Genomic DNA, 22,372 nt, shown 5'->3' with positions numbered 1-22,372 from the left:
AGATGAAGAACAGGTTTTGGGGAAAACGAGTGCTGGCCGTGTTGGCTACAGCTAGTCTGGCATTGCCGCTGCTTGCGGGTTGTACAGCGAGTGAGTCCAAGGATAACGAGCAGCGTGTATTGCGTGTAGCGACGTTATGGGGTGGCCAGGATGACAGCTATTTCCGTCAGCAGTTTACCGATGCTTTTGAATTGACACATCCAAATATAACGATTGAAGTTGTACCTGCGGTAGATCAGGGCAGCATGTATGGCTATGGTAACCAGGAAGAGCAGAAGGACATTCCGGATACGATGGAAAGCTTGAAGAAGATTATGACAGGGGATAACCCGGTAGATGTCATCGTGGCGGATACGGCGACAGTCAAGTCGTTGATTCAGGAAAACATGGTGAAACAACTGGACCCACTGATGCAGGAAGACAAGTTTGATACTACGGATATTGTGCCAAGTGTTCTCGAAGGAATTAAGGATTTGGGAGATCAGAGCATCTACGCTTTGACGCCAACGTTCTCCTCTTCCGCTTTGTTCTATAACAAGGGTATGTTTGAGAAAGCAGGCGTGGAGCCTCCAACGGATAATATGACTTGGGATGATATTTTCAACCTGGGTACACGCCTTACCAAAGGTGAAGGAAAAGACCATGTATTTGGTTTCTCTTTCAGTACCTATCAAGGCGGTTCTCCATACTATACGATGTCCCAGTATTATAACTCTTTGCAGCTGAAAATTTTTGATGACAAAGCGGAAAAAATGACTGTAGATTCTCCTCAATGGGAGAAAGTATGGAGCACGATAAGCAAGCTCGCCTTAGATAAAGTCATCCCTAAAGGAGACGAACCGCAGGATAGTCAGGATGAGAGTGGACGTTATAATCCGCTTCAGGGTGATCTGTTCCTGAGTGGCAAAACAGCCATGGTGATTGGAGATTACAGCTACATTAATCAGTTGATTGATGCCAATAAAAATGCAGATAAAATGAAAGACTTTACGAAGGTAGACTGGGATGTTGTTACACCTCCAGTTCATCCGGAGGCTCCTGAAATCGGAGGCAACATTTATCTGAGCAATCTTATGGCCATTAATAGTTCAGCTCAGAACCCTGATGATGCATGGGAATTGATTAAGTATATGAACAGTGAAGACTGGGCGAAAATCAAAGCACGCAGCAGTTATGAGATGGTTTCACGGAAGAGCTTTATTAAACCGAAGGATGGCTTGGATTACAATATCCAGGCGTTCTATACACTGAAACCTATACCTCCGACCAATACGAACTTGGATAAAATGTATCAAAAAATGCCGAACCTGTGGCAAGTAAGTGACAAGGGTATGGAATACTTCAATCAAGTTCTTGCGAACAAAAAAACACCAAAAGAAGCGCTTGGTGAATGGGCAGCCAAAGGGAACGAGATGCTGGAGAAATTGAAAAAGAACCCTAAAGCCACATTTCAATAAAAGTTAGATGATCTTGTAAAAAAATCATAGATGCAGCCGCTGGAGATTTATATCTTCGGCGGCTATTTTTATGGAATTGGGGTATTCTACAAAAGCAGGGATAAATGATGACTTCAAGAAAGGACGAGTGGAATGCACTGGGTATATTTCAGCAAATTGTATACAACCAAATTTCAGGCAGGGTGTCTTGCAAAACGGATGGAGCAGGATGGGTGGATTTACGGTCATAACGAGCCAGCTGAAGTGGAAGTATATCGTTCAAAAAAAGGGCGGTATGGCGTACGCTTCATTCCCTAACATTACCCCTTGACATGTGGGGCAGGTATGGTGTATATTAATTAAGTCGCTGTTTTAATATTTCTTACTGACGCGGGGTGGAGCAGCCCGGTAGCTCGTCGGGCTCATAACCCGAAGGCCGCAGGTTCAAATCCTGCCCCCGCAATTTAGTTTTACTGGATGATTCACAGCCATCATCTGAACGTTATACATTTTTGTTCAGGGCCCTTAGCTCAGTTGGTTAGAGCGGTCGGCTCATAACCGATTGGTCACAGGTTCGAGTCCTGTAGGGCCCATTCTCTCGAAACCCTTGCGTAGCAAGGGTTTTTTTCTATTGTTATAAACTCAAAACTGATATTAACTGAGCCTTGGAATAAAGCCTGCAAAAGTTCGATGGTGATGAGCATCATCATTCGTTGCTGCTTCATCAAGGCTTTTTTGTTGTATTTCCCCTTCAACAAAGAATCCGTACTACTTTAAATGATAGGGGCGTACAAATAGTGTAGTTAATCTGTGGTTCAAAGAGGAGGGATAGTTCGATTGCCAAACTCTACAGGGTTGATCTACAATTCGCCAACAGGTGGAAGTGTGGCTACTCAGATTCTTGTGACTTGTTTAAATGATTCTCTTAATATTCCTGTAAATATAGAGATAGAAGTGTTTAAATGGGACACTACTCAAAATGCCAGAATTCCAATTGGGCACGATTTATTTCAAGTAGGCCCCCAGGCATCTCGGACCTTGATTTATGCTCTAAACGATGCAGCATTTTATGAAGTCCAAGCAGATTTCTTTAGTGCTACAAGTACGATTATTCATGCATATGGTATTGATTCTACAGGTAATGTTATTCAACGTGTTTTACAGTCAGAAATGATATTAATTGACCGGTTTACGAATATTCCTTAATCTTTGGAATGGAGGTGAGGTACTTGCCCGTTGTAAATATCACAGGAGCACTCGGTGGAAACCAATTTGAACCCTCAATTGCTTCCAACGAGCTACTTCCGAATATCATGTGTGCGGTTGCTGTTGACACAAGTACAGGACCTACACTTATCGGCGTTTATCGTTCTACTGACAGTGGACAGACATGGTCAACGACAACTATGCAGCAGCCTGCCGGGTATGCAGGCGCTGAAGCACCAACCATTGATTACACATTTCCGAGTACGTTTATAGTGACAGTTCACATATTTAACGGTGATAATGACGGTACAATCATCAGTTACACATCCCTGGATGATGGAGTGACCTGGACTCCTCCCGTGTTTGTGAACAAGGGATATGGCCTTATCGTTCATAATGATGAGCCGTTTATAGCAGTGGATCGAACACCTGGAAGCCCTTATCGGGGGAATGCATACGTGGGGTATACCCCTCTTGCTACATTGGCTTCGTCCACGTTTTTGCAAAGGTCATTAGATCAGGGGACAACGTGGGAGATTCCGAGCCGAATTTCAAGCCCAAGAGGTTTCCATGACAGAAGTTCTATAGCTATAGGTTTTACTGGTGAGGTATATGCAGGATATATTACTACAGGGCCGGATAGTCCGTACGCACTGCTTCGCATTTCCTACGATGGAGGGGCTACGTTCCAGCCGCCGATTGAACGACAATCCACATGGATTGCTTCTGTTGTCCCTGCCCCATCTCCTTTACCTGTCACGAATTATGCTTTTCGCGTGCAGACGAACCTGAGCTTGGGAGCTGACATATCCAATGGAACCAATAGTGGTAAAGTCTATGCAACCTGGAATGATGCGCGGAATGGATACACCGACATTTTCCTATGCAGCTCACCGGATGGGCTTCTATGGTCAGATCCTGTAAGCATTACTGGAGCTCCCGTTGGTTCGCAAAATTTCTTTCCCTCCATTACTGTATCGCCATTCACAGGAACTGTAAGGGTTATTTATTATTCCAATCAGATTGACGGATTTCTTTTAGATGTGTTTGTTGCTGAATCGTTTAACGGAGGAGCTACCTTTGCGAATCGCCGACTCACAACGACTTCGTTTAACCCCAACGGCAATTCACCGCAGCCTACAGTATTAATTGGTGATTATATCACCGCTACAACGTATGCTCCCGATAATTTGGCTGCAGTTTGGATGGCAACCACTCCGCCCACTGGAAAATTGGACGTTTACTTTGGAAGTTGATTAGATTACTTTAAAGTGATGAGGGAATTACAAATAATTCACTGTGAGAAAGCTCTGTTAGCATAATGCTAGCAGAGCTTTTTTATGGCAGGCGAATACTAACGAAATTGCAAACAAAGCTGATAAAATAAATATATGGTATCATTGTTAAAATATATGTTATAAAGGTGGTGACAATTTAAAGTTATGAATGGTGCTAGTGCTGTGGGTTTTGTAGGAATTTTAACTATATTTATTTTCATTGGTTTGGTAGGTCTGATTTTATATGCTGTGTTTTCAATGGCAATAAAAAGATCTGGTTTAAGGGAGGAAATCTCAGGTTTGAAGCAAGAGATTCGATTATTAAAAGAGAGATTGGAGAAAAACGAACATAACTTCGATTAGAAATTCTAGAGGCACTACCGTAGCAATACGGGCAGTGTCTTTTTCATATGCCCTTTTTTCTAAATATCAGTGTCTGTCCATGCCATATCTCAAATCTCACATATACTATCATATCCCCGACAGAAGGAGGTAGATTTCATGAGTCAATTTCTTGATGCTAGAACATCGCAGAATGCGAGTTTGGCGAACTCCATTGCTATCCCGATCCTCGTAATCAATACTCCTCAACTGTTTGGTCAGATTGGTCTGCAAACAGCTGGTGCTGGTGCAAACCCACGGGTACAATTCAAAGGAACTGTATCAGTGCAGCTTCCATTAGCCCTCGTAGGTGTAACGATAACAATTGTCAGAGGAACCTTAGCAACGGATCCTGTCATCTATTCTGCAACGTCTACGTTCAGCTTGAGCATTCTGGCTCCTCAGGTCATTACGTTCTCTGCGGATGATTTCAATCCACCAATAACACCTCAGTTGACGTACACTGCATTTATCAGCTCTAACTTGCTGGGTACGATCCGTGTAGGCCCTGAGAACTTTGATGGAGCGGTATATTCGGACTAACGTTGAGCGCCCTTGCCAACAGTTCGTTATAGATGGAGCATAAATGTATTAACGAGCATTGCCTGCCTTGAGAAAGGTAGGTTTTTTCTATTTTACAGGAGTGTGGTTTAGCACTTCATTGGATCAGTCATCGTTTATGATATAATGCGTTAGAGATTAAGGGAACGGTCTATGAGAACATGGAATAGAAAGTCCGAAATGTCGATGAAATTATGAATGGAAAGCAGGTTTTCAACCAATGATGCAAAACGAAGGACAACGATTCCGCTTCAGTGAAGCTCCGGTATGGGACTGGCAGCGGGCATATTATGAACAGAAAGGGCTGCACGCTTGGACCGAGAATCAGGTTCCGCAATATATTACGAGTAACCCCATGATTGCAATGGCGTATGCCGAGATGATTTTTGGTTTTCTTCAAGATCTCGCCAGCAAAGGAAAGACGGCCGAGACAGTAACCATTCTGGAACTTGGAGCGGGCGTAGGCCGCTTGGCGCACCAAATTCTGTTCAAACTGACAGAGTTGAAAGATTTTGCAGGCGTGCAGCTGCCAGCTTTTCGATATGTAATGACCGATCTGGTCGAAGATAATGTATTGGGCTGGAGAGAGCATCCGTCCATGCAATCCTTTATTGACCAAGGAATACTGGATTTCGCACGTTTTGACGCGATACAGGACACCGAGTTGAATCTGGTAGTGGCGGATACAGTTATTCGACCGGGCGATCTGAAGCAACCTTTGCTGTTGATTGCCAATTACTTTTTTGACAGCATTCCACAGGAATTAATTTATGTCGGTGAGGGTGAGATATATGAGTGTGACATACTCCTCCAATCTCCAGAATCTGCTCTTCATTCGGAGCCTGCCGAGTTGCTGAAAAACATGATACTGAGTTATGAATACCGCCGTGCACCTGAGTACAGTGCAGAAGACTATCCGTATCAAGGGCTTATCGCTCTGTACAAGGAAGAGTTGGAGGATTCGCACATTATGTTCCCGGCAATCGGTCTGTCCTGTCTCGAACGATTGAATAGGTTATCAGATTCAGGATATGTGTTAATTACTGCGGACAAAGGTGACCATCGACTGGACAACTGGAAGTTTGCCGAGCCTCCTGAATTCGTACTTCATGGAAGTTTTTCTTTAACGGCAAATTATCATGCCATTCAATATGTATTGGAACAGCAAGGAGCCCACACTCGTTTCACAACACATCATTATAAAGATCTGAACGTTGGATGTATGTTGATGGTGGACGAACCATTGGGGTACATAAACACTCGACTGGCGTATCACCGATTTGTTGAACGTTTTGGACCCGATGATTTCTTTAGTATGAAAGAATGGATGGATCATCAGGTAGAGCGGATGGAACTGAAGCAGATTATACCATTCTGGCGTCTGGGCGGATATGATGCTGAGTTTTTGATTCATAGTGCCAACCGGATTTCGAACCTTCTACCGGATGCAAGCGATGAGGAAATGCTTGATATTCAGTCTGGAATCCACATCATGTGGTCTTCATATTATGTAATGGAGCGGCTAGGAGATGTGGCGTTTCTTGTAGGTCAGCTGTTATATGGGATGTATATGTATGAGGACGCCAAGCGATTTCTGGAGCTGTCGTTAGGTACTGATTCGAGAAAACAGAACTCAGCTGTGCTGTACGACTTGGCTGTGTGTTGTTATGAACTTGAACTGGAAGGAGAAACACTGGCTTACACACGGAAAGTACTGGCTTTGGAACCTGATCATGAGGAAGCAATAGATTTGTTGAAAAGCTTCGAGTGTCTATAAAGATTGAAACTTACTTCTTTTCATCGTATTATTAGGATGATCACACAAAAATTTCCTGTATACGGAAGAGGAGATGAGTGCATGAAGAAGGTTCTGACCATTTTGCTGTATCCACTTGCGGCGGTTGTGGGAGCGTTGGGCGCAAATTCAGCTGCGACTGGTGATATGGTACTTTTTGCCAAAGATATAGCTACAGATCGAGGTTATGACGGGCAGGAGATTTATGATAGAATTGAACACAGAAATTCCTAACTACATATCATTTAAACTGTAAAAGTAATTGTTAGACGTAACGATATGCCAAAGACAATTACTCTTGAAGCGAAGTGCGGTGAGCAGGAATCCTGCCTGTACAACCTTTAAGCCGGTTTCATACCTGATACAGGTATGAACCGGCTTTTATTCATGAATGGGGGATAAACGTTGAAGATTATTATTGGACAACCCAGGTTGGAACAACAATTGCTGCAGCTGGAAGCGGAATTGAAACAACATCCAGAAGCGGATGTGTTGTTCTTTCCTGAAGGCTATCTGAATCAGAACGTGGAAGAGGCTAGCCGTCTGGCGGCTGTATATGGAACGATGATTGTATCAGGTCATCGCAGGTTGGATGAACGTCCCAAGGACCGTGCGATCATTATTAACAAGGCTGGGGAGACTGTATTGGAGAAAGCGAAGTATACCGCTGCTGAGGTAGTTAAGGAACAGGACTGGACCATAAGCACATTGTTATGTGACGAACTGGTACTGCAAGGATTTCGCAACGAGAATATTGGCAGAGTGGATTTGATTATGCATTCCATTGGTGTGGGGATGTTCAGTGAAGAGCAGTATACAGAGTGGGTTGAAGAAGCGCGGCAGATGGCGATACAAAATCAATGCATTGTTATGGGGACCAGCCATGCGGACGGTTCATATCGTAACAGTGAAATTTCAATTCCAATCGCTTATTGTATTGCCCCGGATGGCCAAGTGGTTTTGGCGTCCAGAAACGATACACGTACTCGTTTGATTGTCCTGGAGAAGCAAAATACAGCAGACTTCTATCGTGAAGTATCAGGAAATGATGTGAACATCAACATCCAAGTCATTCCTTCGGCATAATTCAACTAACAGAATACACAATGATTGGGCCGGTTAGCTTGCCGTATAGCCCGGTCATTCATGTTAGAATCGACATATGTTATGGCATACCTTGAAATTCAAAGGAGGCCAATCAAATGAGTGAAGTTGGATACGGTTGTGGCGGCAATGTTGGTGGATTTGGCGGATGGACTTCCACAAGCGCAATTCTCGTACTCTTCATCCTGCTCGTAATCATCACTAAATCTTTCTGGCTGTAAGCCGCTGTAGAACAAGGTGAGACCCTGGTTGCGTGTATGCTCCGCTGAGACTTCAGCGGGGCTTTTCTGCGTTTCTATGAAAAAAATGATATGATGAAAGAGATTTGACAACCGAAAACAATGTGCTTAAAATCACATAAGAGACTAATAATAGAGATTGAAGGGATAGCAATGCCGTTTATTCGTTTTAAAGGATTCACAGGACCTCAGCTGGAGGAAGTTGTACCTCGCATCACTGAGCAATTTGCGTTGATTACCAATATCCCGCGGGAGAGAATGAAGGCAGAACGTCATGACGTACAAGCCCTTACTCCTTCTCCGGCTTCAGTAGAGATCTTGATGTTCCAACGTGATCAGGAGATTCATAATCGTATCGCTTCCTCAATGCAGGTTATTTTGGAAGAAGCGGATTTGCCTGATGTGCATATTTTCTTCAATATACTGTCACCAGCGCTGTATTATAAACAAGGCAAGCCGTTGACAGATTACCGATTGGATTGAGAATAAAATGGCTGCACCGATGATGTTCGGATGCAGCAGAGACGAGCAGATATGTGCTCGTCTTTTTTTGATTCAATCATTTTGCTCTTTAATTCGATTTAACCGGAAAGAGCACAGGGAGGATACGATGAATAAGGCACCGCCAATCAAATATACTAGCCGAATCCCCATTTGATCAGCAATCAGACCGAAGATTACCATAGATATGCTCATGGAAGCTGAGAGAATAATTCCATGTGCTGCGTTTACTTTGGTCAGTGATTCGATGGGCACACGGGTCTGAAAAGCCGTCTGCTGAGCAATATCGCGGATTTGATAAGCAGGACCCATAAGCATACACAATACCAGAGCAAGCCAAGGAAGGCTGTTTAAACCGTATGCGATGGTCAGTAAGCTGAAGAGAAGAGAACCTATGGCCATACTGGAGATCAAGTGCTTTTGTATGCGAGTGGCCAAGGCGATGGCCAGAATTCCCCCAAGAATGGTGCCGGCAGAATAGCTGGAGTTGATAAGTCCCCACCAACCTTCCTCTTGGCCCAAAGCTTCTTTCACAAAAGCAAGCGTGATAGCACCGATCCAGATGGAGCCAGCAAGACCTTCAACCAGATCCATGAACGTTATCAGGCGCAACGATCGATTTTTCCAAAGGATAAGCCAACCTTCCCTTAATACATCCCATCTGGAAGTGGATTTCTCGACTTTTTCCTGCATATCGCGGGTAAGTGAACTGATCGTAATCATTAGAAGCAGGACAGCCCAGGATAAGCTTGTAGCCGCCCAGAATGTTTGTGAAGCCCCCCAGTGCATAACGATGAATCCTGTCATCGCATATCCAATGATCGTCACGGTCTGAGTAGAGAATGAGAGAAAACTATTCGCCTTCACCAGATCTTCTCCTTGAACCAATCGTGGAGTTAATGTGTTTATTAATGGAGATTCCCATCCGTCCAGGAACGAGAGGATCGCTATTCCCACAAGCAGAAGAGGAATGTGAGCAGTGAGATCGGTAAATGCGATGGCGATTCCGGTTATCATCAATGTTTTGGCTAAAGGAATGCTAATAATCAGCCTGGAGAATGCGAAACGGTTCACAAGCAGTGGTGCAGTGAACCCTGCGACGATACGAGCTGACATTTGAATGAATGGAAACAGCGCAGCGTAAAGGACAGACCCGGTCTGACCGTAAATAAACGTCGTGATAACCATGATATATATAACATTAATGAGAGAAAGCAGCGTTTTGGCAGCCCAATATGGATAAAATGCGATGTTCATGCTAAGGTGTCCTTTCCACAACGATAATTATATATTACGGGTATCGTTGCAAACGCACCACAAACAAAGTTGTCATTTTCCCGTCATTGAAGCAGCAAAAAAGCAGCTGTCCCAAGGGATAGCTGCCGTTCTGGTTTCTATAATTCAAGCCACAACGAGCGTAAAAGCGATAAGCAGCATCAACAGACTGGTCATTCTGGTCATCGCCATATACGGTCTGCTGGGCTCAGCCTCTCCCCGAGAAATCCAGCCATAACGCAAGTACCAGCCAAATTTCGGGAAGCACAAATTAATGATACAAAGTGTCATGAATATAAAAAAGAGGGTTCTCATACCCGATCTTCCTTCCTCATTTTACACGACCCGCTCAAAATTAACGCTTACGTCTGGAGAAGAAGAAAACAAGCAAAATAATAATAATAACGATTAATAAAAATTTCATGAGTGACCCTCCTGATGAGATGATAAGTTTTGTGAATGTATTATTCAGATATTACCCAAGGAACACATGGCTTGAATAACTATGTTACAATTAATTATATTGTTTTTATATAATCACATACCATCGGGTTATCGATAGCTGCATTAGGAGCATGAACTCAACACAACAAAGTTTGGTGAGATGAAGGAGGAAGCATGACTAAATACAATCAACTCGCTATACAATGGGAATTTATAATTTCTAAGATTAAATCTTCCGTGACCGTAGTCGATGCTACCTTGCCTGATTTTCCGCTAATGTATGTAAATGAATATTTTAGTGAATTAACCGGATATAGTGCGGAAGAGTCGATTGGACAGAATTGCCGGTTCCTGCAAGGGCCGGATACGGATCCGGAAACCGTACAGAAAATTCGCGAAGCATTGAAGAAGCGTCAGTCGATCAAGACAGAGATTCTAAACTATACGAAGCATGGACAGAAATTCTGGAATGAACTGAATATTGATCCGATTTTCGATGATTCAGGGGAATGTTTGTTTTTTGTAGGGATTCAATACGATATTTCGGAGCGAAAATATGCTGAGCAGCAGTTACGTATGGCAGCTTCGCTGACAGAAATGAACAGTAGGGGACAGCTGGAGTTCATTGGGAAGCTGAACCATGAACTTCGCACGCCGCTGAACGGGATTATGGGCATGATCGAACTTGTGGGCATGGGTGACAACAGTGAGGAGCAAAAAGAGTACCTGGAGCTTGCGCGTCAGTCAGGGGAGGCTCTTCTGAACATTGTCAACAATAGTCTTGATATGGCCAAGCTGGGCAGAGGGAAAATGAGAGTGGAGCAAATCGAATTTCAGCCGTTGAAGCTGATTCAACAGATTATTAAAACGCATGAACCTGCGGCGCAGAATAAACAAATTCGCTTGCTCTGTCATGCGGATCTGACTACTCCTGATGTACTCACAGGTGATCCTCTGCGTCTCCGACAAGTGCTGGATAACCTGCTCAGCAACGCCATTAAATTCACGGAACAAGGTGAAGTGCAATTACAGATGGACGTTGAGGAGCGGCGAGGGGATACCGTTATTCTGGTATTCACTGTACATGACACCGGCATTGGCATTCCAGATAATAAAATCAATCAATTGTTTGAAGCATTCACGCAGACAGACATCTCTCATGCACGCAAATTTGGCGGCAGCGGACTTGGACTCACCATCTGCAAAGAGTTGCTCGAATTGATGGATGGTCAAATTTCGGTGGAGAGTACCGAGGGGAAAGGTACGAAGTTTGAGGTAACCTTGCCTTTACTTCGACAACAGGCGATTCCTAACGTAGGGTAGTCTATACAGAACGAACAGCCGGGAAGTGTCGGCTGTTTTTTTATGTTTTTTTATATTGTTTAGCGAACTGGCGTTCTGGTATAATGCAAGTGTTGAATGGGGGAGAAACAGCATGAGTAAAAGACGCAGAAGTAAAAGGAGCAAGGGCAAGCAACGATTTAAAAAGCAGATATTGACGCTGGTGGCCATGTTAATGGTAGCTCTCTATGCATGGGTTGGGGGAGAATGGTCTCTGGATATACCGTCCCAATTTGGAGGAAGCAAGGGGAGCGTAGATCATACCATCACATTCCCGGCCGAGCGCTATCCCGAAACGGCCAATCATATCAAGAAGGCCATCAAGGCAGGACATTCGGATGTATGCACCATTGATCGCAGTGGAGCTGAAGGTAATCGGGATTTGTCCCTCAAAGGTGTTCCGGTCAAAAAGGGGAAAGATCGGGATGAATGGCCAATGGCGATGTGTGCGGAAGGCGGAGCGGGTGCGGATATCCAATATATTAGTCCCAAAGATAATCGTGGTGCAGGCTCATGGGTGGGAAACCAGCTAAGTACATATCCGGATGGAACACGAGTAAAGTTTGTGGTGAAATAACGACGGACTATGAATGAGAAAGGTCTTGATGGAGAAATGCCTTGGCTTTGAAAGAGTGTGGTGTAAAGTAAAAGGCAAAAATAAAACCAGACGTTGATTGAAGTGACCCCTTAAAGTTAGACAAATATTTTTATGCAACCTGTATGGCATGAATTCGGTATTGTACCGGGCTCATGCCTTTTAATTTTGACTTAATGTGTTTGTCATTGTAGTAATCGATGTATTGTGCTAGTTCTTGCTTGAAGTCATCTAGACTTTCAAACTCATTAAGATAGAGAAATTCTGACTTCATAATGCCAAAGAAGTTCTCCATTACTGCGTTATCGTAACAATTTCCTTTGCGTGACATGCTCTGGATAATCGCCCGTTCCTTCAAAGCATGTTGATACTGCTTCATCTGGTAGTGCCAGCCTTGATCCGAATGCAGGAGGAGCTCATCCTCGTTGGATAAGCGTTTAAAAGCTTTATTTAGCATGTCGGAGACTAATGAATAAGTAGGGCGAGATCCTACTGTGTACGTGATAATTTCACCGTTAAATAAGTCCAGAACAGGTGATAAATAAAGCTTTTCTCCAAACAACTTAAATTCCGTAATATCGGTAACCCATTTCTCATTTGGTTTTTCTGCTTGAAAGTTACGATCCAGTACGTTTGGTGCAATGTTACCCACTGTTCCTTTATAGGAACGATATTTTTTCATACGCACTACTGATTTCAGGCCTAATTCTTTCATGATACGCTGTACTTTTTTATGGTTAACTCGGTGTTCACGATTAACTAGTTCATCACGGATACGACGATAGCCATAACGCCCCTGATGTTCCTCGTAAATGGATTGAATAAGGAGTTTCAGGTCTGCGTCTAGATCGGGCTTGTCAAACTGTTTCACCCAGTAATAGAAGGTGCTACGTGGGACTTCAGCGAACGCTAGCAATGCAACCACCGGGAATTCAAGCCTTAATTCATAGACTACTTGCGCTTTGTCTTGTTTGGTGATTTTTCCTTGTTTTGAACTAAGGCATTCAACTTTTTTAAATAGGCGTTTTCCATACGCAAACGTTCTAATTCAGCTTGTAGAGCTTCAACTGATTCATGGCCAGGTTCTAGCTTCTTCGTCATATTTTTGTTCGTATTTTTCATGAGTGGACGCCCCTTTTTCTTTGATTTCAGGCCGTCCATTCCATCCTCATTGAATTGAATACGCCATTTTCTAATAATCCTAGGAGAGGGTATATTGAAAATGACCGCAGCTTCATTTGGAGACGTCCCATTCTCGTTTATATAGGTGAGTACGTCTAGTTTAAATGTCTTAGTGTAAGCTGTATAGCTCTTTTCAAAAGCTTTGACGCCGTGATATTCGTATTGCCTAATCCACATACGTAAAGTTTCATGATTTATCCGTAATGATTTTGCAATACTTTTGACTCCTTCAGTACCATTCTGATATCTATGAATGGCTTTCAATTTCTCATCTAAACTGAATTTAGGCAAAAAAACTGCACCTCCATTGTTAGTCGTGGCTAACAAATGGGGTGCAGTTCATGATGCGTCTGGTTTTATTTTATGAATGACGAAATAAACACGTCTAGTTCACGTATAAATACATGAAGTGCTTGTTCCCTGTTTACAGATCAGCCGTACACAACTGCATTCCACTTAAATGATGAGAGCGAATGCTTAACAGACGTGTGACTTGTTCTACTTCGTCGAATGGAATCCACAGGCTTCCGTGAACTGTCCGTAAGGAAAGAATGGAAGCATCGGCTGTACGTTCCGGAAATCCAGTTACCGTTTGTCCACTTGTATTACGAACGATGATTTGTTGTTTGCGTCGAATGGCAATTTCTACCTCTTTTTTCATATGTCATTGCTCCTGGTTATGGAATAGTAATTCGATATGTCAATAATTTCAATGGTTAATTTGTCTTCTTTATCTAGTCTATCAGAACTAGGTATAGATTTCCAGATCAGAAATTAAATTTTACATAGGTGAAAGGACTTATTATATGAGATCCGTTTTTGAAGAAGCAACCAGGGTTATATAAGGGTAAAAGGAGGGGGAAGTATAATGACACAATTGCTTATCGGACTCGTACGCACGGAGAATGAAGCCATTATCATGTTAAATAAATTGAAAGAGGAAGGTATAGCAGATAAATATTTGGGTGCGGTAGCCAAAGAACAGGTTAATCTCGAAGTGGTAAGCGAGAAGACTGGTTTGCCTATGCCTCTGAAGGGCGCAGGATCAGACGGTGCACTAGGCGTGCTTAAAGGGGTGCTTGCTGGTCTGGGCAAGCGGATGGATCAGACGATGTCCATCGGAAAAGCGGTACGCAAACTTGCAGGCAACGAGATTGGAAATGAGACGGATGATCTGGTGCTTACCTTAACAGAAGCAGGGGTCTCTGAAGAAGATGCTAATTACTATGAAGATTGGCTGGTGCAGGGGCATATCCTGGTGGTTGTGGAATGCAGCGAGGAAGAGGCAGCCCGAATTGAACCTATTCTTCTTTTTTAGTTTAATTTAAGCCTGATTTTAGGTTTCTTTAATGTTGGGGAGGTATTCTTATTTCACACCTCCCTTAATATAGATGGTTTAAAGAAAGTTCGAGACCGCAACTCGAACTTTCTAGGCACTGCTCGCTAAGCTGGCAGTGCCTGTTTCATTTTTTTTGGATAATTTTATATTAAGGTATTGCAAAGCTATAAATTTCATGGTAAGATATTTCTTGTCGCCAAGAAATACATACCCATGCCGGGGTGGCGGAATTGGCAGACGCACAGGACTTAAAATCCTGCGGTAGGTGACTACCGTACCGGTTCGATCCCGGTCCTCGGCATCCATTAAGAAAAGGAAACTCCTTGATACATAAGGGGTTTCCTTTTTTTTATAGTTTGCATTGAATTGCCTGAGTCACAGGGATTGAGCATCTGTTTTTCGTTGGGGACGGATTGGGGACGAGATTTGGTTCGAAGACATCGAGGTGCGCTGTTGTTTTGCGAATTAATTTCTTGGTGACATGAGCATATGTGTCTGTGGTCACCTGGGATGTCGAGTGTCGTAGCCGATGTTGAATCTCTTTAATGGATGCACCCTGACCAAGCAAATAGGTCGCATTTTGTATGCCGAAGACCATGTAGGGATACATTGCGGAATCCATTCCGCTTACACCATATTGTCCACTGTTGCGATGGGGAAGCATGGTAATAAGGTTTACCAGTCCCTGCATGGAATACAAAGTTTCTATCTCCGCCTTTCCATGTCCACGCTGCTTTAGTTTCAAAGCGTAATTTGCGCATGGCTTTGATGTGTGTTGCCAATTGCTCCATATACCATTGTGGCATATCTACATAATCTTCGGATGCTTCGTTTTTTGTATCTGTAATGTCCGCCTTTCCATTTGGAGTATGTTCAGTTGAGGACAACGTAACCCTTAAATCTATTTCAGAGTATATTGGGGTAATAGAAAAAATTAAGAAACCGCATGAAAGAGCATGGCGGCTTCTTAATTGCTGATTGCGAAATGGTAGAATATAAAATAACAGGCAGTTTTACATGACTTTGGTTAAGAAAATCTATTTCTGAGCTAGTCAAACTTCAAGATCTTTGCTATTTAGCTCATTAACTTGCATTTACAGTTATGAGGTATTTTACGTAATCACCATTAGGATTAAAAGAATATACAACAGCCGTTCCAAGGGAATTATTAGATGAAACCACTCCCCCACTGCTTATTGAAATAAGGTGTCCACCAGACTGGATTTGAATATTTTGATTGGCAGAGAATAGCTTTACAGATGAATTCCTGAGCATGTTGTAATTAACAGTTGTGATCAGTTCCCCTTGAGTTACAACAGAAGAATTAGTTGTTATTTCTTTAGCAAGAACCTGTGAAGATAGGGAAGGAATGGTGAAAATTGAGAGTGTAAGTGTTAATAAAATCAAGACATTTCTTACATTTTTCATAAACATACCTCCTAAAATTAGTATGAGGCTAGTATATCATAGTAAAAGTTTGGCAAACAACTATATTTTTACTTATAAAACAATAATTATAAAATTTGAGCCCGTTTCCCTTGTTATACAGTAGGGAAAAATACCGTAAACTTCACTCCTCTTATCGGAGAAATTTCTTAATTGTCCCGGATTAGCGTAAAAACCACCGGCAGAACCATAGTCAATCCCGCAAGTATCGCAGTGCCTGCTGCGCCCCTGTAATTCTTTTGTTTCCAAAGTCTTGGAGCCAGACTTCCAATATAGACACCTGCCCACATGGAAAGCACACCCAATATAAAGAGTTTTGCTATTACAGCCGTCATTTTTTCATTTCATCTCCTTCAACGGCAGGACCGACCTGATCTCCATGCCTCTTCATGTGAAAACGAATATTCAAATGGTATTTCGTTTCTTTGATATGTTCTCGCCACTTATAGGCGTACCACTCCTGAAGTGTGGGGAAAGTGGCCCGGAGGCGGTTTCCAATATGTATACAATCCACATTCCATTTATAGAGTGTTTTATCCAGAAGATCTGATGCCATGGATGCCAATTGTTCTTGAATAGAATTTTCTAACAATTTAATATTTTCAGGCAACGTGTAATCCACCTTTGACATGGAACCTATCAATTCTCCAACCATGGGGGTAGATAGGGAGATGTCGATTTGGTCATCTGTGCGTGTTAAGGTAAGGGGATTTTTTTTCAGCGCATCCATACTGATGGTCAGATTGTACTTGGGATCAACCGGATCATGAAATTCCATGACGGTTTCTTCAAACTCCCCACGCAGAATGTTGAGCGTTTTGGTTTCTAGCGCGGTAAGGTAACCGACTAGCTTTTGCCCCTTGTATACCGCACTTCCAAAAAAATCGATGGGGGTTTCTCCCTTTCTGGGAAGATCTCCAGCATAAGTGTTACTTGTGATGGGTGGCTCTCCTTTTGAGTCAGATGATGACTCTTCTTCGTTCCGACTCAAGGAACCTTTCTCCACATCAGGACGTGCCGCTGACAGAATCGTTGTGCCTCCGGTTCCCGGTTGTTCAATGTCCAGGAAAAATCGTGAAAACGGGATCTCTTGGGCGTGATGGCTCCTGTATTATGAGGGTCCATCTCAAGCTCAAACCACAGATCAATATCATCCTCCATTACAGGTTTAATACTATGGATGTATGAATCTGCCCGACCTTTTGCCGTAATTACACTGACTGTTCGTCGGAATTCCGAATTTCGTACAACCTCACCGAGAACCGGCATAATGCCCTGGCGGGCCATGTCACCACCAATGATGAATGCCTTAGAATGAATGAGGGTTAGCCTTCGGGCTACATAGCTTTGACTTGTAAGCATTGCAGCAGACAGGCTTGAACCTTCTTGAGAGAAAATATTCACTATGCTCTTGGGTTCTGACTTGCTTTCGCTACTCATGCTGTTGTTTGACTTGGGCATGGCGGGAAAATGAGCGGTTTGACCTTGTCCAGCTTCAAAACCTGGGACATTGTCGCAGCAGCACAATATAATCCGATGGCCAGCTTAATTACGGCGCTGATTAGCCATGCGATAAGGAACAGACTTTCCAGACGCTGAATCCATCGGCCAAAAATAATTAAACGGCTCACTTCAAACATCGGGACATTAAGCCGGATGGCTGTTGGACATGGGAACACAAACAAATACACGATGGTGGTGCCAAATAGCATGAGCGATGAAATCAAAATGCACCACCATGCCGCACGTCCCCACTCCTTCTTTTTCCGCAATCTGGGCAGAAGGAATCCGAACACAAGCATTTCCGAAAACAAGGAGCTTTTGATAATTCCGGATTTCAACACTTCCGCACGGCCCGTTCCCCAAAAGGGAGATAGCGCATTGATTTCCGAATGGGTCATTAATCCGCCCAAAAGTACGATAATGACGCTTCCTACAATCAGGGTGATAGTGATCCAGCATAGGCGTCCAATCGCCTCAATACCGGAATGGGCCATAAAGGAAATGGAGATCAGCAGCGAGATCTGAACAATATTAAGAGGTGTCCGCGGTAAAATATCGGAAGTGAGCAGTTCCGAGAATTCGCGCAGAACCAGAAAGGTGATCATGAAGAAGAAACAAAAGTAAATGAGATTCAGTAATGTACCTATCACCGAGCCCCAGATTTCCTCCGTCGCTTCCATGAGTGTAGAACCTTCAGTTGCGTTTTGCAGTACTCCCCGGATCGCCCACCATGTCAGCGGACACAGAGCAGCCGCGATGAGTACAATAATCCATGCTGCAGACCCGCCCAGTTCTGCCAGAGATCTTTGAAATGGCAAAAAGATCTTGGTGATGATGAAAATGATCCCGATCGATGCCGCTTCATAAACACCGATATAATTCTTTTTCACGAGGGGCCTCTTTCTTCTCCGGAAGGAGAGGATGGAGCTGTATCATGTGTTTCCTCCATTTTTTGTTTCTTTTGCGGGCGCAGCGAAGCGGGTCTGCGAGTCTGGTGATGCCATGGGTTACGGAGAAGAGAATTGTCTCCCGGATGTTTAGGTGTAATTGGAGCCAGGCTGGGCACTCCGAATCGGTTGGTGGCAATCCAGTCCGTCCACAAAATCATCGACAGCAGCAGAATACCGACTAAGCCCATAAACGAAGCACAGGCCAAATAAACAAACCGGAGGATTCGGGTTGCAAATTGCATGTTATAGTTGGGAATCGGATAGGAGGCAAGCGCCGTGGCCGACGTGATAATAACCATGATTGGACTAACGATGTTAGCTTGTACAGCAGCCTGTCCCATAATCAGCGCCCCCAGGAGGAGGGCTGACTCGTGTCTCTTTTGTTTTCAGTATTCCAGTGTCCAAGGGAAAAGGGCTCATCAGGTGTAGGGCCTTCCGACAAATCAGCGATCAGGTATTTTTTGATTTTTTTCCAGCCACTCATCTGTCTCATCTCCTCGGAAAAGCGAGTCAGCGCTCGCAGAATCATTGATATATTGGTAATTGTAGTGTCTCTTCCCAATTTCATATTTATGCAGCATATAGGCTTAGATCTTATTTCACACGTATTGAAAGGGAGAAGAACAAGGTTTTTGTATTTAATTAAAATCTTTTGTGTGCCAGCGATTATTTTATGGCGGAAATCATAATACATATCAGAAGACGCCTATGGCTGCCCGTTAGGAAGACATGCAACGATAGTGTATACTATCCATAGGTATAAATTACCTTTATCTTTGAACTTGAAGAACTCAAGGTTGCATACCAAACTAAACAATTTTATGGACGGAGGACTCGACCCATGTTGAAACAGCTTAAGCCCTATAAGGTGCTGCAGGAACGCAGAATCGAAGAGTTGAAGTCAGATGCGTATCTCCTGGAACATCAGAAATCCGGAGCCAAAATTGTACTCTTATCTAATCAGGATGATAATAAAGTGTTCAGTATCGGTTTCCGTACTCCTCCGGAAGACAATACAGGTGTAGCTCACATTCTGGAACATTCCGTACTGTGTGGCTCCAAGAAATTTCCGGCCAAGGATTCCTTTGTTGAATTGCTGAAGGGTTCTCTTAATACATTTCTGAATGCGATGACATATCCCGATAAAACAATCTATCCGATTGCAAGTCGGAATGATCATGACTTCCATAACCTGATGGATATTTATCTGGATGCGGTACTCCACACAAATATTTATAATAATGAAAAAATATTTCTACAGGAGGGTTGGAATTACAACCTGACCTCAGCTGAAGATGAGTTAACCTATAACGGCGTTGTATATAACGAGATGAAGGGTGCTTTTTCTTCACCGGAACGGATTGTACGCAGGGAAGTTCTGAATTCACTTTTCCCGGATACTACATATTCCTGTGAATCAGGCGGATTTCCCGATGCCATTCCCGATCTGACTTATCAAGGTTTGCTGGATTTCCACTCCAGATACTATCATCCGTCCAACAGCTTCATTTATTTGTATGGGGATATGGATATGGAAGAGAAATTGCAGTGGTTAGATGAGAACTATCTGAGTGAATATGATCGAATTGAGATTGATTCTGCCATTCAGCTTCAACCTGCATTCGGAGAAAGAGTGGACGCAGTCAAGACATATTCTGCCGGAAGTACCGAATCAGAAGTGGATAACAGCTTTTTGACCTATAATGCGGTCATTGGAACAAGTCTGGACAAGGAATTAAACATCTCGTTTCAAATTTTGCTGTACGCATTGCTTAACGCTCCAGGAGCGGTTCTGAAGCAGGCTTTATTGGATAAGGGCATTGCGAAAGATGTATATGGTACGTATGATGACAGCCTGTATCAGCCCGTGTTCACCGTTGGATTGAAGAAGAGCAATCTGGCGAGCAAAGAAGATTTTCTGGGGACGGTAAAAGAGGTGCTTGAGCGTGTTGTGAAAGAAGGTTTTGATCCAAAAGCGCTGCTCGCAGGTATCAATTCCTATGAGTTCAACCACCGTGAAGCGGATTATGGAAGAATGCCCAAAGGATTAATCTACGGTTTCTCCTCATTGCAAAGCTGGCTGTATGATGTCGAAGCGCCATTTACTCATTTGGAAGCGAATGACGTATTCGCCGAGCTCAGAACGAAGATGACCGAGGGTTACTTTGAGAAGTTGATTGAGACGTATTTACTGCAAAATACACATACTTCTTTCGTTGCTGTCACGCCGGATAAAGGATTGAACGCACGCAAAGAGGAGGCGCTGAAAGCACATCTGAAATCAGTTCAGGCTGGACTGAGTCAGGAAGAGATTCAGCAACTCATTCAGAGAACCGAGGCTCTCGCCGAGTACCAGAATGCACCATCAACCAAGGAACAACAGCAGGTCATTCCGACGTTGTCGATAGAGGATATTGAACCGAAAGCATCGACGCTGTATCAGACGGTAAATCAGGTCGAAGGTACAACGGTACTGCACCATAATATCTATACGAATGGGATCGGTTATCTGAGACTGTTGTTCGATATTAAGGAAGTCCCACGGCGTTTGCTGCCGTATGTTGGATTGCTGAAAAGTGTGCTCGGTTACGTCGACACTCAGAATTTCTCATTTAATGAATTGTCGAATGAGATTCACATTCATTCCGGGGGAATTCATAGTGGCATCGGTACGTATGCAAACGCGCATGAGCACCGTGATTTCAAGGCTACGTATGAATTCAACGCCAAAGTACTCTATGACAAACTTGGATTTGCTTTTGACATGATCAAGGAAATTGTGTTTACGTCCAAATTTGATGATTCGAAGCGTTTATACGAAATTATTGCCCAGTTGAAAGGCAACTTGCAGCGCAATCTGATCAGCGGAGGGCATTCAGCGGGAATTGGCCGTTCGACCTCTAAACACTCGGCTGTCGCAGACTTCAGGGAAGCGGTTAGTGGCATCGCCTTTTACCAGTGGCTTGAGGAGCTTCAGGCGAACTTTGAGGCTAGAAAAGAAGAACTGTCGACCAGCCTTCAATCGTTGACTAGCTTTATTTTCAGACCGGAAAACTTGCTGGTGAGTTACACTGCGGATGATCAGGGATATGCAGGCTTGGAGAAACAGGTATCCGATTTGAAAGCGAAGCTGTTCACCCAAGATGTTGCCAAAGAAAAAGAGGCATTTACACCTGTACATCATAAAGAAGGATTCAGATCTCCATCTGAAGTCCAATATGTCGTTCAAACAGGTAATTTTATCGATAAAGGGTATTCGTATACCGGCTCGCTGCGTGTCTTGCAGGGGATTCTTTCTCTGGATTATTTGTGGAACAATATCAGGGCCAAAGGCGGAGCATACGGCTGCATGTCAGGCTTCAGACGTAATGGAGATAGCTATGTAGCATCGTACCGCGACCCGAATCTCGAAAAAACATACAAAGTTTATGAAGAGATGCCGCAATACCTGAAGGATTTCAAAGCAGATAAACGGGAAATGACAAGATATATCATTGGCGCCATCCAGGACCTCGATACACCAAGGACCCCTTATGGCGAAGGATCATTCTCTCTGGAATGTTATCTGTCTAATGTCACCGAAGCCGATCTTCAGAAAGAACGGGATGAAGTGCTAAGCACAACAGAAAGTGACATTATAGGTTTTGCCGAAGTGGTATCCGCTATATTGGAACAGCAGCAACGCTGTGTTATCGGTAATGAAAACAAGATTGAAGACCAGAAGCAATTATTTGACGAAACCCTTGATTTGATCAAGAATTAATCGAATAATATATCAAAGTCGAAGTGTGAAGTAA

At 43.5% G+C, this 22,372-nt stretch carries 27 protein-coding genes and 3 tRNA genes; 18 read left to right on the top strand and 12 right to left on the bottom strand.

What is annotated here, in order from left to right; genetic code table 11:
• Positions 1–2: 2 nt before the first annotated feature.
• From PTQ21_RS27155 to PTQ21_RS27095, 13 genes are all read left to right on the top strand, one after another.
• Positions 3–1,457: an ABC transporter substrate-binding protein gene (locus tag PTQ21_RS27155; RefSeq protein ID WP_063567874.1), complete on the top strand. Its 1,455-nt coding sequence runs from the start codon at positions 3–5 to the stop codon at positions 1,455–1,457.
• 132 nt (positions 1,458–1,589) lie between these two features.
• Positions 1,590–1,754, top strand: coding sequence for a hypothetical protein (locus tag PTQ21_RS27150; protein ID WP_162842468.1), 165 nt, complete (start codon positions 1,590–1,592; stop codon positions 1,752–1,754).
• Positions 1,755–1,825: 71 nt separating this feature from the next.
• Positions 1,826–1,899 (top strand) — tRNA-Met (locus tag PTQ21_RS27145).
• A gap of 56 nt (positions 1,900–1,955) precedes the next feature.
• Positions 1,956–2,029, top strand: a tRNA-Ile gene (locus tag PTQ21_RS27140).
• A gap of 244 nt (positions 2,030–2,273) precedes the next feature.
• Entirely contained in the window at positions 2,274–2,642 is a 369-nt protein-coding gene (locus tag PTQ21_RS27135; RefSeq protein ID WP_090809970.1) for a hypothetical protein, read from the top strand.
• A 23-nt stretch (positions 2,643–2,665) separates the two neighbouring features.
• Positions 2,666–3,898, top strand: a complete 1,233-nt coding sequence (locus PTQ21_RS27130) for a beta propeller repeat protein (protein ID WP_274567805.1) — start codon at positions 2,666–2,668, stop codon at positions 3,896–3,898.
• A gap of 186 nt (positions 3,899–4,084) precedes the next feature.
• On the top strand, positions 4,085–4,282 hold the full coding sequence (locus PTQ21_RS27125; RefSeq protein WP_063567877.1) for a hypothetical protein: 198 nt from the start codon (positions 4,085–4,087) through the stop codon (positions 4,280–4,282).
• A gap of 138 nt (positions 4,283–4,420) precedes the next feature.
• On the top strand, positions 4,421–4,843 hold the full coding sequence (locus PTQ21_RS27120) for a hypothetical protein (RefSeq protein ID WP_063567878.1): 423 nt from the start codon (positions 4,421–4,423) through the stop codon (positions 4,841–4,843).
• A gap of 238 nt (positions 4,844–5,081) precedes the next feature.
• Entirely contained in the window at positions 5,082–6,638 is a 1,557-nt protein-coding gene (locus tag PTQ21_RS27115; protein ID WP_274567804.1) for a tetratricopeptide repeat protein, read from the top strand.
• 81 nt (positions 6,639–6,719) lie between these two features.
• Positions 6,720–6,890 carry a hypothetical protein gene (locus PTQ21_RS27110; protein WP_157258415.1) on the top strand — a complete coding sequence of 57 codons (171 nt, stop codon included), beginning with the start codon at positions 6,720–6,722 and terminating at the stop codon, positions 6,888–6,890.
• Between the two features lie 171 nt (positions 6,891–7,061).
• Positions 7,062–7,742 (top strand): hypothetical protein, encoded by a 681-nt coding sequence (locus tag PTQ21_RS27105; protein ID WP_274567803.1) that lies wholly within the window; start codon positions 7,062–7,064, stop codon positions 7,740–7,742.
• Between the two features lie 116 nt (positions 7,743–7,858).
• Positions 7,859–7,981: a sporulation protein YjcZ gene (locus PTQ21_RS27100; protein WP_079696179.1), complete on the top strand. Its 123-nt coding sequence runs from the start codon at positions 7,859–7,861 to the stop codon at positions 7,979–7,981.
• A gap of 171 nt (positions 7,982–8,152) precedes the next feature.
• On the top strand, positions 8,153–8,482 hold the full coding sequence (locus PTQ21_RS27095; protein WP_063567881.1) for a DUF1904 family protein: 330 nt from the start codon (positions 8,153–8,155) through the stop codon (positions 8,480–8,482).
• A gap of 72 nt (positions 8,483–8,554) precedes the next feature.
• Here PTQ21_RS27095 and PTQ21_RS27090 read toward each other — a convergent pair whose 3' ends face one another.
• Together PTQ21_RS27090 and PTQ21_RS27085 are read right to left on the bottom strand one after the other, a co-directional pair.
• Positions 8,555–9,757 carry an MFS transporter gene (locus PTQ21_RS27090; RefSeq protein WP_274567802.1) on the bottom strand — a complete coding sequence of 401 codons (1,203 nt, stop codon included), beginning with the start codon at positions 9,755–9,757 and terminating at the stop codon, positions 8,555–8,557.
• A 144-nt stretch (positions 9,758–9,901) separates the two neighbouring features.
• Positions 9,902–10,066: a DUF6199 family natural product biosynthesis protein gene (locus PTQ21_RS27085; protein WP_161490655.1), complete on the bottom strand. Its 165-nt coding sequence runs from the start codon at positions 10,064–10,066 to the stop codon at positions 9,902–9,904.
• Between the two features lie 327 nt (positions 10,067–10,393).
• Here PTQ21_RS27085 and PTQ21_RS27080 point away from each other — a divergent pair, with 327 nt between their 5' ends.
• Together PTQ21_RS27080 and PTQ21_RS27075 are read left to right on the top strand one after the other, a co-directional pair.
• Positions 10,394–11,542 (top strand): sensor histidine kinase, encoded by a 1,149-nt coding sequence (locus PTQ21_RS27080; protein ID WP_063567883.1) that lies wholly within the window; start codon positions 10,394–10,396, stop codon positions 11,540–11,542.
• 112 nt (positions 11,543–11,654) lie between these two features.
• Entirely contained in the window at positions 11,655–12,137 is a 483-nt protein-coding gene (locus PTQ21_RS27075; RefSeq protein ID WP_079696176.1) for a NucA/NucB deoxyribonuclease domain-containing protein, read from the top strand.
• A gap of 130 nt (positions 12,138–12,267) precedes the next feature.
• Here PTQ21_RS27075 and PTQ21_RS27070 read toward each other — a convergent pair.
• A protein-coding gene (locus PTQ21_RS27070; RefSeq protein WP_274567801.1) for an IS3 family transposase occupies positions 12,268–13,628 on the bottom strand; the annotation gives its coding sequence in 2 pieces (ribosomal slippage) (positions 12,268–13,172 and positions 13,172–13,628; 1,362 coding nt in all).
• Positions 13,629–13,761: 133 nt separating this feature from the next.
• Complete coding sequence (locus tag PTQ21_RS27065) at positions 13,762–13,998, bottom strand: hypothetical protein (RefSeq protein ID WP_053784208.1); 237 nt, start codon at positions 13,996–13,998, stop codon at positions 13,762–13,764.
• A 207-nt stretch (positions 13,999–14,205) separates the two neighbouring features.
• On the opposite strand from PTQ21_RS27065, the gene PTQ21_RS27060 reads away from it, so the two are divergent.
• Entirely contained in the window at positions 14,206–14,655 is a 450-nt protein-coding gene (locus tag PTQ21_RS27060; RefSeq protein WP_274567800.1) for a general stress protein, read from the top strand.
• Between the two features lie 236 nt (positions 14,656–14,891).
• Positions 14,892–14,977, top strand: a tRNA-Leu gene (locus tag PTQ21_RS27055).
• A 48-nt stretch (positions 14,978–15,025) separates the two neighbouring features.
• Here PTQ21_RS27055 and PTQ21_RS27050 read toward each other — a convergent pair.
• The 8 genes from PTQ21_RS27050 to PTQ21_RS27015 all read right to left on the bottom strand — a co-directional run bounded on the left by PTQ21_RS27050 (position 15,026) and on the right by PTQ21_RS27015 (position 19,104).
• Positions 15,026–15,367, bottom strand: coding sequence for a site-specific integrase (locus tag PTQ21_RS27050; RefSeq protein ID WP_274567799.1), 342 nt, complete (start codon positions 15,365–15,367; stop codon positions 15,026–15,028).
• A 392-nt stretch (positions 15,368–15,759) separates the two neighbouring features.
• Positions 15,760–16,104, bottom strand: coding sequence for a hypothetical protein (locus PTQ21_RS27045; protein WP_274567797.1), 345 nt, complete (start codon positions 16,102–16,104; stop codon positions 15,760–15,762).
• Positions 16,105–16,271: 167 nt separating this feature from the next.
• A complete protein-coding gene (locus PTQ21_RS27040) occupies positions 16,272–16,457 on the bottom strand; it encodes a hypothetical protein (RefSeq protein ID WP_274567796.1) in 186 nt (61 codons plus the stop codon).
• The gene (locus PTQ21_RS27035) at positions 16,454–17,113 is read right to left on the bottom strand and encodes a Ger(x)C family spore germination C-terminal domain-containing protein (protein WP_274567795.1); all 660 of its coding nucleotides are present in this window, start codon (positions 17,111–17,113) and stop codon (positions 16,454–16,456) included. The genes PTQ21_RS27040 and PTQ21_RS27035 overlap by 4 nt, the downstream gene beginning before the upstream one ends.
• Positions 17,110–17,562: a Ger(x)C family spore germination protein gene (locus PTQ21_RS27030; RefSeq protein WP_458574906.1), complete on the bottom strand. Its 453-nt coding sequence runs from the start codon at positions 17,560–17,562 to the stop codon at positions 17,110–17,112. The genes PTQ21_RS27035 and PTQ21_RS27030 overlap by 4 nt, the downstream gene beginning before the upstream one ends.
• Positions 17,559–18,515 (bottom strand): GerAB/ArcD/ProY family transporter, encoded by a 957-nt coding sequence (locus PTQ21_RS27025; protein WP_274567793.1) that lies wholly within the window; start codon positions 18,513–18,515, stop codon positions 17,559–17,561. The genes PTQ21_RS27030 and PTQ21_RS27025 overlap by 4 nt, the downstream gene beginning before the upstream one ends.
• The gene (locus PTQ21_RS27020) at positions 18,512–18,916 is read right to left on the bottom strand and encodes a spore germination protein (RefSeq protein WP_274567792.1); all 405 of its coding nucleotides are present in this window, start codon (positions 18,914–18,916) and stop codon (positions 18,512–18,514) included. Before PTQ21_RS27020 ends, PTQ21_RS27025 begins: the two co-directional genes overlap by 4 nt.
• A gap of 2 nt (positions 18,917–18,918) precedes the next feature.
• The gene (locus tag PTQ21_RS27015; RefSeq protein ID WP_274567791.1) at positions 18,919–19,104 is read right to left on the bottom strand and encodes a hypothetical protein; all 186 of its coding nucleotides are present in this window, start codon (positions 19,102–19,104) and stop codon (positions 18,919–18,921) included.
• A gap of 312 nt (positions 19,105–19,416) precedes the next feature.
• On the opposite strand from PTQ21_RS27015, the gene PTQ21_RS27010 reads away from it, so the two are divergent.
• Entirely contained in the window at positions 19,417–22,338 is a 2,922-nt protein-coding gene (locus PTQ21_RS27010; RefSeq protein ID WP_090810800.1) for an insulinase family protein, read from the top strand.
• The last annotated feature ends 34 nt before the right edge of the window (positions 22,339–22,372 follow it).

This window comes from Paenibacillus marchantiae, from assembly GCF_028771845.1.
Taxonomy (GTDB): Bacteria; Bacillota; Bacilli; order Paenibacillales; family Paenibacillaceae; genus Paenibacillus; species Paenibacillus marchantiae.
The sequence above is the reverse complement of the archived record's forward strand: the minus strand, read 5'-3'. Positions and strand labels throughout refer to the sequence as shown.

What these genes read in the sequence shown, in the direction of transcription:
- PTQ21_RS27120 (WP_063567878.1), top strand. Translation starts at nt 4,421, where the DNA reads ATGAGTCAATTTCTTGATGCTAGAACATCGCAGAATGCGAGTTTGGCG.
- PTQ21_RS27150 (WP_162842468.1), top strand. Translation starts at nt 1,590, where the DNA reads ATGCACTGGGTATATTTCAGCAAATTGTATACAACCAAATTTCAGGCA.
- PTQ21_RS27065 (WP_053784208.1), bottom strand. Translation starts at nt 13,998, where the DNA reads ATGAAAAAAGAGGTAGAAATTGCCATTCGACGCAAACAACAAATCATC.
- PTQ21_RS27045 (WP_274567797.1), bottom strand. Translation starts at nt 16,104, where the DNA reads ATGAAAAATGTAAGAAATGTCTTGATTTTATTAACACTTACACTCTCA.
- PTQ21_RS27155 (WP_063567874.1), top strand. Translation starts at nt 3, where the DNA reads ATGAAGAACAGGTTTTGGGGAAAACGAGTGCTGGCCGTGTTGGCTACA.
- PTQ21_RS27115 (WP_274567804.1), top strand. Translation starts at nt 5,082, where the DNA reads ATGATGCAAAACGAAGGACAACGATTCCGCTTCAGTGAAGCTCCGGTA.
- PTQ21_RS27010 (WP_090810800.1), top strand. Translation starts at nt 19,417, where the DNA reads ATGTTGAAACAGCTTAAGCCCTATAAGGTGCTGCAGGAACGCAGAATC.
- PTQ21_RS27110 (WP_157258415.1), top strand. Translation starts at nt 6,720, where the DNA reads ATGAAGAAGGTTCTGACCATTTTGCTGTATCCACTTGCGGCGGTTGTG.
- PTQ21_RS27100 (WP_079696179.1), top strand. Translation starts at nt 7,859, where the DNA reads ATGAGTGAAGTTGGATACGGTTGTGGCGGCAATGTTGGTGGATTTGGC.
- PTQ21_RS27090 (WP_274567802.1), bottom strand. Translation starts at nt 9,757, where the DNA reads ATGAACATCGCATTTTATCCATATTGGGCTGCCAAAACGCTGCTTTCT.
- PTQ21_RS27050 (WP_274567799.1), bottom strand. Translation starts at nt 15,367, where the DNA reads ATGCAGGGACTGGTAAACCTTATTACCATGCTTCCCCATCGCAACAGT.
- PTQ21_RS27075 (WP_079696176.1), top strand. Translation starts at nt 11,655, where the DNA reads ATGAGTAAAAGACGCAGAAGTAAAAGGAGCAAGGGCAAGCAACGATTT.
- PTQ21_RS27080 (WP_063567883.1), top strand. Translation starts at nt 10,394, where the DNA reads ATGACTAAATACAATCAACTCGCTATACAATGGGAATTTATAATTTCT.
- PTQ21_RS27015 (WP_274567791.1), bottom strand. Translation starts at nt 19,104, where the DNA reads ATGATTCTGCGAGCGCTGACTCGCTTTTCCGAGGAGATGAGACAGATG.
- PTQ21_RS27030 (WP_458574906.1), bottom strand. Translation starts at nt 17,562, where the DNA reads ATGAGTAGCGAAAGCAAGTCAGAACCCAAGAGCATAGTGAATATTTTC.
- PTQ21_RS27060 (WP_274567800.1), top strand. Translation starts at nt 14,206, where the DNA reads ATGACACAATTGCTTATCGGACTCGTACGCACGGAGAATGAAGCCATT.
- PTQ21_RS27040 (WP_274567796.1), bottom strand. Translation starts at nt 16,457, where the DNA reads ATGACGGCTGTAATAGCAAAACTCTTTATATTGGGTGTGCTTTCCATG.
- PTQ21_RS27095 (WP_063567881.1), top strand. Translation starts at nt 8,153, where the DNA reads ATGCCGTTTATTCGTTTTAAAGGATTCACAGGACCTCAGCTGGAGGAA.
- PTQ21_RS27085 (WP_161490655.1), bottom strand. Translation starts at nt 10,066, where the DNA reads ATGACACTTTGTATCATTAATTTGTGCTTCCCGAAATTTGGCTGGTAC.
- PTQ21_RS27020 (WP_274567792.1), bottom strand. Translation starts at nt 18,916, where the DNA reads ATGGGACAGGCTGCTGTACAAGCTAACATCGTTAGTCCAATCATGGTT.
- PTQ21_RS27125 (WP_063567877.1), top strand. Translation starts at nt 4,085, where the DNA reads ATGAATGGTGCTAGTGCTGTGGGTTTTGTAGGAATTTTAACTATATTT.